Source organism: Amycolatopsis sp. MJM2582, from assembly GCF_000754115.1.
Lineage (GTDB): Bacteria > Actinomycetota > Actinomycetes > Mycobacteriales > Pseudonocardiaceae > Amycolatopsis > Amycolatopsis japonica.
Genome location: NZ_JPLW01000003.1, coordinates 209,994 through 220,603 on the forward strand (window position 1 = coordinate 209,994; position 10,610 = coordinate 220,603).

Annotated in this window: 9 protein-coding genes and 1 pseudogene; 5 read left to right on the plus strand and 5 right to left on the minus strand. The window is 71.0% G+C overall.

Features of this window, described 5'->3' with window-relative positions:
- Nucleotides 1-135 precede the first annotated feature (135 nt).
- From ED92_RS19725 to ED92_RS19745, 5 genes are all read left to right on the plus strand, one after another.
- Nucleotides 136-1,542 (plus strand): hypothetical protein, encoded by a 1,407-nt coding sequence (locus ED92_RS19725; protein WP_037340799.1) that lies wholly within the window; start codon nt 136-138, stop codon nt 1,540-1,542.
- A 153-nt stretch (nt 1,543-1,695) separates the two neighbouring features.
- Nucleotides 1,696-2,256, plus strand: coding sequence for a hypothetical protein (locus ED92_RS19730; protein WP_037340802.1), 561 nt, complete (start codon nt 1,696-1,698; stop codon nt 2,254-2,256).
- Nucleotides 2,257-2,292: 36 nt separating this feature from the next.
- Nucleotides 2,293-2,763, plus strand: coding sequence for a hypothetical protein (locus ED92_RS19735; protein WP_037340804.1), 471 nt, complete (start codon nt 2,293-2,295; stop codon nt 2,761-2,763).
- 35 nt (nt 2,764-2,798) lie between these two features.
- Complete coding sequence (locus ED92_RS19740; RefSeq protein WP_037340806.1) at nt 2,799-3,392, plus strand: hypothetical protein; 594 nt, start codon at nt 2,799-2,801, stop codon at nt 3,390-3,392.
- 51 nt (nt 3,393-3,443) lie between these two features.
- Complete coding sequence (locus tag ED92_RS19745; protein ID WP_037340807.1) at nt 3,444-4,601, plus strand: cystathionine gamma-synthase; 1,158 nt, start codon at nt 3,444-3,446, stop codon at nt 4,599-4,601.
- A gap of 131 nt (nt 4,602-4,732) precedes the next feature.
- Here the strand turns inward: ED92_RS19745 and ED92_RS19750 are convergent, their stop codons facing one another.
- From ED92_RS19750 to ED92_RS43755, 5 genes and pseudogenes are all read right to left on the minus strand, one after another.
- Entirely contained in the window at nt 4,733-5,011 is a 279-nt protein-coding gene (locus ED92_RS19750) for a hypothetical protein (protein WP_037340809.1), read from the minus strand.
- Nucleotides 5,012-5,130: 119 nt separating this feature from the next.
- Nucleotides 5,131-5,982: a hypothetical protein gene (locus ED92_RS19755; RefSeq protein ID WP_037340811.1), complete on the minus strand. Its 852-nt coding sequence runs from the start codon at nt 5,980-5,982 to the stop codon at nt 5,131-5,133.
- Between the two features lie 11 nt (nt 5,983-5,993).
- Entirely contained in the window at nt 5,994-7,115 is a 1,122-nt protein-coding gene (locus ED92_RS19760; protein ID WP_037340813.1) for a TNT domain-containing protein, read from the minus strand.
- Entirely contained in the window at nt 7,112-7,558 is a 447-nt protein-coding gene (locus ED92_RS19765; protein ID WP_037340815.1) for a hypothetical protein, read from the minus strand. Before ED92_RS19765 ends, ED92_RS19760 begins: the two co-directional genes overlap by 4 nt.
- A pseudogene (locus ED92_RS43755) lies at nt 7,558-10,610 on the minus strand (hypothetical protein); the annotation flags it as partial. The gene ED92_RS19765 and the pseudogene ED92_RS43755, both read right to left, overlap by 1 nt.

The window sequence follows — 10,610 nt, forward strand, 5'->3', positions numbered from 1 at the left end:
AGGGGGTTCAAGACCCAAATGAGTGCTCCGCAGCCACCGAATCAGCCTTGGGGTGGCGCCCAGCCACCGCAGGGACCCCCGAGTGGCCCTCAGCCGCAGCAAGACAACCCGTTCGGTTCCCCGGAACCGACCCAGGTGGTGCAGCCCGGGCAGCCGGCCCAGCCCGACTACGGGCAGCCGCAGTACGGGCAGCCTTCCCATGAGCAGCAAGGCGGCGGGTTCGGCGACACGCCGGAGCCCACGCAGGTCGTGCAGCCGGTCCAGCCGGGTTCCGGCGACGCGAACGCCACCCAGGTCGTGCAGCCGGTGAGCGGCGGCGGCGAAAGCCCCACCGCCGAGTCCACCCAGCTCGTGCCGCCGGGTTCGCAGCCGCCCGCCATCCCGTACGCCCCGCCGCCGAGCGCGGCCGACAACCCGGCCGCCGGTGCCTACGGCGCCCAGGGGGGCGGCTTCGGTCAGCAGCAGGGTTTCGGCCAGCCCCAGCAGGGCGGGTTCGACCCGGCGCAGGGCCAGCAGCAGCCCGGTTTCGGTCAGCCGCAGCAGGGCTTCGGCGGACCGCCGCAGGGCGGCTTCGGCCAGCAGCCCGGTTTCGGCGGGCCGCCGCCGGGTTACAGCCCCGCCGCGGCGGGCGGGGGCGGTGGCAACCAGATGTTCGGGCTCATCGCCGGCGGCGTCGTGGCGTTGCTCGGCCTCATCGCCTTGATCGTCTCGTTCGTCTACTTCGGTGACGCCAGCGACTACTCGAAGGTCTTCGACAGCGCTCCGAACCAGGAACAGATCGACAAGTTCCTCGACGAGGCGGGACTGGTCGGACCGGGCGCGATCTGGTTCTACGTGATCATGCTTCTGGTCGGCTCGCTCGCGTCGCTCGCCGGTGGTGTCGGGCTCGCCCTCGCGGGCAAGCTCCCCGGCACGGTGAAGAAGATCGCGCCGATCGTCGTCGCCGCCGGTGGCGCGCTGCTGGTGCTGTTCGGCGTCCTCCTGCTCAGCGGTTCGTCCCCGTCGTCGGACTTCCTGGACAAGCTGCCGCCGTCCGCCAGGGACAGCGCCGGTATCGGCGGTGGCCTGCTGCACCTGCTCCTCGGCATCGTGATCCTGATCGTCGGTGTGCTGGGCCTGATCCCGGCGACCGCGCAGTTCGTCGGCCTCGGTGGCGGCGGTTCGGTGCTGGGTGCCCCGCAGGGCGGTCAGCCCGGTGGTTTCGGCGGTCCGCCGCAGGGTGGCTTCGGCCAGCCGGGGCAGCCGGGCCAGCCCGGACAGTTCGGCCAGTCGCAGCCGGGTGGCTTCGGTCAGCCCGGACAGCCCGGTCCGTCTTCGGGTGGTTTCCCGCAGCAGGGTCAGCCCGGTGGGTTCGGGCAGCAGCCCGGCCAGCAGGGTCCGCCGAGCGGCGGGTTCGCCCAGCCCGGTCAGCCGCCGCAGGGTGGTTTCGGCCAGGCTCCGCAGCAGCCCGGCGGTTTCGGGCAGCAGCCCGGACAGCAGGGTCCGCCGAGCGGCGGTTTCGGCCAGCCGGGCCAGCCCGGTCAGCCCCCGCAGCAGTGGTGATTAGCCGCCACTGAACGGTTTCGTACGGAACACCCCCGGCCCGTGGCCGGGGGTGTTCCGTTTTGGCCGGGGTATACCGATTCGCCTGCCAGGGCCGGTGCACGCGGACTAGGGTGAGCGCGGTCAACCCACACCTGGCCCGACGGGAGCGACGTGACCGGTCCGTACGGATATCCCGCCCAGCAGCCCGGACCGCCAGGTTTCGGGTATCCCGCACCGCAGGCCAAGCCGTCCGGGGCGACGGCGATCATCGCCGCGGTGCTCGGTCTCGTCGGGGCGCTCGCGTCCGGTTTCATCCCCATCCGCTACTTCATCGAGCTCCCGTCGGGGTTCAGCCTCTCGAACCTGCCCGGTTTCGCGCTCGTCGAGCTGGTGCTGTACCTGCTCGCCGCGCTGTTCCTGCTGATGGGCGCGCTGACGACGTTCTTCCGGTCGCTGATCGGCGCCATCCTGCTGATCCTCGGCTCGCTGCTCGCCATCCTGGCCGTCGTGCTGGAGCCGATCGCGTTCCGCGTGCCGTACCGGATCCACCTCGACATCCTGCTCCGGTTCGCCACCTTCGACGGTGTCCTCCGGCTGGCCATGGTCGTGTTCGGCCTGGTGGCGCTGTTGCTGGCGGTGCTCCCGCCGACGTTCAGGTACCTGCGCTGGCGGCCCGCCCCGGTGCAGCCGTACCGGCCGCAGAATCAGTTTCCCCAGCAGGGCGGATGGTGAGATCCTGAGCCGTCCGGCTCGGCTTGGGGGAGTTCGATGGGTCAGAACCAGTCTTCGGGGACCGCGATCGGCGCGGCCGTCCTCGCCATCCTGTGCGGCATGCGGTACTTGTCCGAGGCGGGCACCTTCGTCGGGCAGCTCGCCTTTCTCGGACCGGCTCCCCAGTACTTCGCCGGAACGGCGTGGAACGGGGTGCTGACGGCGACCCTGTTCGTGGGCGGCGTCCTGTTGCTGCTGCGCAGGACACTCGGCCGCACACTGGTCGTCGCCGGGACGGCGCTCGCGATGGTGGCGACGTTGCTCGCGAACGGCGCGGTCCGCGCGTACTTCTTCGCCGAAGTGGACGGAGAGCCGCTGGTGACGGGCGAGGTGGTCGCGTTCCTCCTGTTCGTGATGACCTTCACCGCGCTGGTGCTGTCGGTGATCAGGCCGACTTCGGACTGGCTGGAGGGGCGGCGGCGTGACGACGACGAGCCGTCGAAGCAGGATCGGCTTCCCGGCTGGTAGCCCGGGGTGGAACGAAGATTCGGCAAAGGGGAGAAATGACTTTCCAGCACTACCCGCCACAGGGCGGCTATCCGGCACCCGGTGCCTATCCGCCGCCGGGCATGGCGCGGCAACCGAGCGGGGCGACCGGGATCATCGCCGGGGTCCTGGCGATCCTCGGCGGGCTCTGGTTCCTCGCCGGGGTCGTGTCCCACGTCGTCGAGCTCTCGCATTACGTCATTTCGTTCCTCGTGGTGGGGGCGGTGCTGGACTTCGTCAGCGCGGCTCTGCTGCTGGGCGGCGGGATCCTGCTGCTCGTGCGCAAACGCGCCGGACGGGTGCTCACCGTGATCGGGTCCGCGGGCGCGATCGGGTTCGTGGTGCTGACCTTCCTGTTCCGGGCGATCGGCTCGAGCTTCTACTTCTCGTACGGCGGCGTGATGCTGCATTTCGGCTTCGGCTGGCTTCTCTTCGTGGTGCTGATCCCGGCGATCGTGACCCTAGTGCTGGCGCTGATCCCGCCCACGGGGCGCTGGCTGGCGGCCAAGAACACGGCCGCGAACCCGCAGAACTTCGGGTACCCGCAGCAGCCCGGATACCCGCCGGCTCCCGGTGCCCAGCAGCAGGGACAACCACCCGCGCAGTGGTGAGTTCAATCCCAGACGATGGGATCTCGAGTGGGTGGCCGTACCCTTGGGGGTATGGCCGACGATTACTCTCTGCTGGGCTTCGAGACGCGCGCGATCCACGCCGGGCAGACCCCTGATCCCCGGACCGGCGCGGTCATCGTGCCGATCTATCAGACCTCGACCTACGCGCAGGACGGCGTCGGCGGCACGCGCGAAGGTGACTACGAGTACTCCCGTACCGCGAACCCCACGCGCACCGCGCTGGAGGTCGCGCTCGCGGCGCTCGAAGGCGCGCGGCACGGTCTGGCGTACGCGTCGGGGATGGCGGCCAGTGACGTCCTGCTGCGGGCGACCCTGCGGCCCGGAGACCACCTCGTGCTCGGCAACGACGCGTACGGCGGCACTTTCCGGCTGATCGACAAGGTGCTCAGCCTGTGGGGCGTCGAGCACACGGTCGCCGATCTGGGGAACATCGCCGAGGTCCGCGCCGCGATCCGGCCGGAGACGAAGCTGATCTGGTGCGAGTCGCCGACGAACCCGATGCTGGGGATCGCCGACATCGCCGCGCTGGCCGAGGTCGCGCACGGCGCCGGCGCCCGCCTGGTCGTCGACAACACCTTCGCCACCCCGTACCTGCAGAACCCGCTTTCGCTGGGTGCCGACGTCGTCCTGCACTCGACGACCAAGTACCTCGGCGGGCACTCCGACGTCGTCGGCGGCGCGATCCTGACGAACGAGGACGAACTGCGCGAGCAGCTGTTCTACCTGCGCAACGCCGCGGGCGCGGTCCCCGGCCCGTTCGACGCGTGGCTGACCCTGCGCGGGATCAAGACGCTCGCGCTGCGGATGGAGCGGCACAGCGACAACGCCGAACTCATCGCCCGGATGCTGCTGAAGCACCCGAAGGTCGAGCGGGTCTACTACCCGGGGCTGCCGGAGCACCCCGGCCACGAGGTCGCCTCGAAGCAGATGCGGCGCTTCGGCGGGATGATCTCGTTCACCCACGTCGACGGCGAGCAGGCCGCTCTCGAGGCCGCGTCGAAGACGAAGCTGTTCATCCTGGCGGAGTCGCTGGGCGGGATCGAGTCGCTCATCGAGCACCCGGGCCGGATGACCCACGCGAGCACCGCCGGGTCCACCCTGGAGGTGCCGGACAACCTGCTGCGGCTGTCGGTCGGGATCGAGGACGGCAGCGACCTGGTCGCCGATCTGGCGAGCGCCCTGGGCTGACCGCCGCCGGGCCCGGAGAGTGAGCAAGGGACCTTTGCTGTCGTTCGCGTAGCCATGCTAAGCAAATGACAGCAAAGGTCCCTTGCTCCTTTCGCGCTGGTCAGCGCGGTGTGGTGGGAGGAAGCGCCCGGTTACGGGCGGAAGTTGCTGGGCGTGACGCCGGTCTTCGCGTCCGCCTCGTGTGAAGTCCCCTGCGGCGCGGCGGGCAGCTCCGAGCCGTCGACGCAGCCGCCGACGAGCTCGATGTGGTTGTCGTGCCGGATGTACTGACCCGGGTCCACGCAGCCGGCGCGGTCGACCGTGTAGACGGCGGCGCCGGTCAGCAGCGCGGCCGAGGTGAGTGCCAGCACGACCGGGAGCATCCCGGCGGAGCGGGTCGCCCGGACCCTGCCGATGTTCCCCCGTGCCATGTGTGCTCCCTGGTCGCCTTCGCCGACGCCGTCAAGAGTACCCGGACCGCGAACTTGTCACGTGACGTATCCGTCAGGTGGCATCTTCCGGCCGCGGATCGGCCTCGAACACTTGAGTCCTAAGTGGACGGACGGCCGGTGATCGCGGCGACCGCCAGTTCCCGTTCGGGCTCGCCGACCTCGGGCAGGGTGAACCGCAACGCCCGGATGTGGCCGAGGAGTTCGGGATCGGGAGCGACGTCGTGCTCGCGCAGGTAGTAGGCGACCGCGCCCGGCCAGTACCACCGGCCGTCCGTGCGGAAGTTCAACGGCACCAACGGTTCCCGGTCGGGGTCGAAGGCGTCGGCGTCGTAGGTCCGCGACGCCAGCACGACCGGCGCGCCGTCGAGGTACCGCAGCACCCGGTCCCGCTCGGCCGTGGACAGCGGCTCACGGTTCACCACCGGGCGGCCCGACTCGTCGAGGCCGTCGTGGACCCGCGGCGACTTCAAGGCTTCCGGTGTCTCCGCGGGTGGGGTGGCCACCGGCAAGGGCGCCAGACCCGCCCGTTGCCGCAGCCACGGCGGGATGTACTGCTCGGTCCGCGGGAAGAACCGCAGTTCGTCTTGGAACCCGATCGGCGGCGGGGGACGACGCCAAACCGGCTCCTGGTCGAGCATGAAATCGACGGAGGTGCCTTGAGCGGCGTCGAAGGTCAGCGTCGCGGCCAGCCAGGTGCCCTGGCCGGGCTGGTACATCCCGGCCCGCAGCGTGCCGAGGAGCTGGACCAGTTCCGGCGGTGCCGCGATCGGCTGCGTCGTACCGTCCGGTCCGGTGATGAGCACGTCGGTCTCGAGATGCCTCCCGACGGCCCGGTGCTCGGTCCGCAGCCTTCGCCAGCCGGGTGGGGCCATCGACGCGAGGCCGTTGCCGATCTGGGCGACGATCTGCTGTTGCTGTTCCGGGCCGAGCGGCCCGGGCGGCGTGGTCATCGATGCTCCCCTCAGCTCCGCGGCGGCGGGGGCTGCGTCGTCGCCTGCGGGATCTCCACGAGGGAGCCGTCGGCGAGCAGGTCCGCGACCGACCGGGCGAGGACGTACGCGGTACCGCCGCCGGCCTGCTCGTACCAGGCGACGGCCGTACCGGTGATCGCGCGCACCGGTCGCACCAGCCGATAGACGTGGTACTCCCGCTCCGCCCGCTCGGCTTTGTGCGACCGGTGGGTGAATTCGGTGCGGGCGGCGAACAGCGTGTTGCCCGACGGGTCGCCGTAGCGGTCCATCTCGGTTCCCGGCGGCAGCGTCACCAGCCGTTTCCCTTCGTACAGCGACAGCCCGCCGTCATCGCTCATCGGCTGGATCGGCCAGGCCGACGTCGGTCGCTTGGCGTCCGGCGGCAGTTCGTCGCGGAAGGCGGGCCGATTCAGGTACAGGTGACCGGTGAAGTACCGCGCGGCCTCCCACGCGGTGGCGAACTCGGCCCGGGCGAAGCGGTCTTCTCCCTGTGCCCAGAACACCGCCCAGCGGCCTTCTTCGGGAACGAGGCACCACGCGCCGTCCGCGACCTCACCGATCCGGTAGCGGCTCGTGTCCAGTTCCAGCTCGATCGCGGCCTGACTAGCCGCGGCCAGAGCTTCCTTGGCCGCGATGTCCGCGTCGGAGTGTCCGGCGAGTGTCGCGACGGCGGCCCGGCCCGCCCGGTCGGCCAGCCAGTCCGGCACCATCCCGGCGTCACGGGGGAAGTCGGCGAGCTCCCGCACGAACGCCGAGGCGGGTGGTTCGCCGTCCCACGACGGTTCCTGATCCCAGACGTAGGTCGACTCGATCCGCGAATCGAGGTGGACGTGCGCGGTGGTCTCGCTCCACGTCCCCCGGCCCGGCCGGTACATCCCGGCTCGCAGACGGGAAAGCAGGCCGGCCAGTTCCGGCCGCGGCGTCCACAGGTTCAGTCCGCCGTCGGTGGCCCGGCGGACCATCACCGAAAGCTCGGTGTACTCCCCGACCGCGCGGTAGGTGATCATCACCTGCGACCAGTCCACCGGGCAGAAGTTGGTCACCAGGTTGGAGACCAGACTCCAGAGCTCGTCCTGTTCCTTGGCACCGAACGGTTCCTGTGCGGTGGTCATCGGTCTTCCTCCGCGGCTCCGGCCTCGGCCAGTTTCTCGTTCAGCCAATCCGGGATGTGCGCCTCGTCGCGCGGGAACGCCTCGAGGTCACGCGCCCAGCCTTCGGTCGCGATCGACGGGTTCCACAACGGATCCCAGTCGTAGTTGTACTTGACGTAGATCGTCCCCGGCGCGTCGATGATCACCCGCGAAGAGAACCACGTTCCCTTGTCGGGTTCGTGCATCCCTTCGCGGAGCCGGAGCAGGCTCTGGCGCACCTCGTCGGGAATGAGCACGGCAGGGTTGGAGCCGTCCGCGAGCAGCACCGTCAGCGACAGGTCGTGCACGTCGATGTTGGCGAGGCACATCAGGTCGATGCGCCGCCAGCCCTCGGGCGCCGCGTCGACGAGGGCGATGCCCACGGCGTTCGTCAGCTCTTGCCGTTGCGTGGCGTCGATCGCCATCACGTACCGCCCCCTGCGCTAGGTGGCACATTCGGGAAACTCCGAATGCGCACGGTGCGGACCACGTTGCCGTCCGCGTCGGTCACATTCTCCACCCACCGCACCTGCAAGGTGTGCGGTGCCCGGTCGCCGTCCGCGCGCAGCGCGTACGTATCGACCTGTTCGATGCTCCGGTTGAGCCCGTCCGTGTGCTTGGCCGGATCGAGGAAGTCGGACAGGTCGCTTTCGAAGGCGTACCAATGCGCGTCTCCGGCGGAGTGCAGACCCTGGTTCTGCGCCCGCCACTGGCCGAGCATGTTGAGCAGCTCGCCGGGACCGCGGAACTGGTTGCCCGCGATATGCCCGCCGTCGTACTTGTTGATGTTGCGGCCGGTCGGGTTGCCGTCGGCGTCCAGCTCCGGTTCCTTGCCTTCGACCCCGCCGCCGCGCTTCTGCGAGGATTCGTCGCGCCGGTCGATCTCGTGCTTGTCCGCACGCTCCAGGTCGTTGCTCGTGGCCGCGACCGTGTCGGTGTCGTAGGACCGCGTGCCGTGCCGGTTGCCGACCTCCGGGCCCGTCTCGTACACGAACCGTCCGCCGTCGACGTTGTAGACCATGTTCGGCTTCGGGTAGTTCAGGTCCGGGTGATGCGGCTGGTAGGTCTCGGCGAGCCGGATGTTCCCGTGTTCGTCGGTCCAGTAGACCGCGCGCTGCCTCGTGACGGTCTTGTCGCCGTCCTTGTATTCGCTCTCGACGACGTACCGCGAATTCGCTTCGAGGGGCGGCGTGTGCCTGTCGAAGAAGGATTCGTTCTTGTCGAGGGGGACCTTTCGCTGCGTCGAGCCCTCGAAATCCTGCGGGTTGCGCACATTGGGCGGGACCTCGGCGTCCGGGTCGATCCGCTGGACCAGCCGGACCTCCCCGATGTCGGCGCGCGGCATGTTCGCGAGATCGGGATTCGTCCGCGCGATCCGGCCGGATTCGACCTCGGCCCAGCGAACCCGGCCGTTGCCGTCGGTGTAGTAGGTGCCCCGGTAGTCGCCGTTGGTGTCGTGCACCCGGTAGGCGGTGTTCTCCTGCAGGTCCGTGCGGGCGACGAACGGCTGGCCGGGCTTCGGCGGGTTGGGTGAGTCCGGATGACCCGGCCCGATGTCGACGTGCCTGTCCGCCGGGAAGTCGGGCCGGTGGAACCGGACGGCGGGCTCGGGGAGCCCGTCGGGACCGGTGCGGAACACCTGGTGCTCGCCGTCGATCTCCACCCGGTACGTCGTGTCCGGACGGGGGTGCAGCAGATCCGGGTTCGCCCGGTAGTCCGGGTTCGGCGAGCCGTCGGACAGCCGGTGCGGGACGTTCGGCTGGTTCGTGTCGATATGCGTGACCCGGCCGGTGCCGTCGGTGTGGTAAGTCCCGCGCAGGGTGCCGTCGCTGTCGCGGACCTCGTAGCTGCGGTTGTTCTCGAGTCGCTGGTTCCCGGGGAACGGCTCGTCCGGACGGGGAGCCCGCGGCGCGCCCGGCTCCGGGTTGTCCGGCCGCACCCGGACCGGCTCGCCGACGGACTCCGGCGTGAAGTCCGTGATCCGCTGCGGGTTCTGGCGGCGCTGCTGCTGCCGGTCCTCGTCCAGCAGATCCCGTTCCTGCTGACGGGATTCGGGATTCCGGTTCGGATGGTCGCGATCCGGCGGCTCGGTGCCCTGCCGGTCCGGTGTCGTGTTGTCGTCCGCGTCCGGCGGTTCGTCGCCGTCGCCGCGGCTGCGGGCGCTGTCGGCGTCGACGTCCTGCTTGTCGGCGTGCGTGGTGTCCGGGGTGAAGCCGTCGTCGCTCGCCCGGCGGGCGGTGCCGTCGGGGCTGTGGACGTCCCAATCGCCGTTCGGCGGGATCTTGGGCCGGGGGCGGCCGTCGGGGCCGATCTCGTAGTCGGACGAGAAGACGCGCCCGTTCGAGTCGGTCCACGCCGGCTTGCTCGGCGCCATCACCTCGGTGTCGAGTTCCCGCGACAGACGGCGCGCGAAGTCGTTCGAGCCGGCGTCGCAGCCGATCAACCTGATCGGGCGGCCGTCGTAATCCCCGTTGCGCCGCAGGATGTCTGCGAACTCTTCCGGCGTGTAGGTGCGGTTGCCGATACGGGCATGGCCGTCCGGCGTGACGTGCACGTCGACGGTGTAGCGGCCGTCCGGATCCGGCTGGACGCGGTGCGGCAGGTCGCCCATGTCCGAGTCGCCGCGGTGGTACGAGCTGCCCGCGGGTGTGCTTTCGGAATGCCGCTGGTTGACCTCGTCCGGCGTCAGCGGACGATCCGGCTCGGCGTCGGGGCCGCGGTCGTGCGGCGAACCGTCGGGGTGACCGTCCTGGCGCGGGCCGTGCCCGTCGGGGCCGTGGCCGTCCGGCGAGTGCGGCGGCCCGGAGTGGCCCCCGGGGCCTCGGCCGCCCGGACCGGTGTTGCCGGGACCCGTGCCGCCCGGCCGGTTGCCCGGGCCGTGGGTGCCGGGAGTGCCGGTGTGCGGCTGGGCGCCGGGGCCGAAGTCGTTGCCACGGGCGACCGGCTGCGGCTGATGCGGCTGGTTGGGCCGTCCGCCGGGGCCGGTCTGACCGGGACCGCGGCTGGGACCGGTGTGGGTGTCGGGTGTCCGCGGGGCGTGCGGGTCCGGGGTGCGCGGCGAACCGGGCGTCCCCGTCCAGCCGCCACCTTGCGGCCTGCCGCCGGGCGAACCCGGAGTGCCGCCGGGGGTGCCGCCCGGAGCGCCTTGAGGCGGCATGCCGCCCGCCATCGGCTGGCCCTGCGGCGGGACACCGGGCGAACCGTCGCCGCCGGAACCGCCGCGCTGTGAAGGCACGTGCGACGGGCCCGCGTCCCCGAGACGCGGTGCCGTCGGCGCGGTGCCGCTGGTCGTCGTGCCGCTGTCGGTCGGCCTGGTGGGGCTGCCGCCATCGTTGCCGCCGTGATGACCGGGCGACGGGTCGGAACGAGGGGTGGGTGAACCGCCGCCGTCGCCGCCGTGCGTCCGGGGCGAGCCGCCGCCGTCGCCGGTGTGGCTCGGGGAGCCGCCGCTGTCGGTACGGGTGTGCGGGGCGGGCG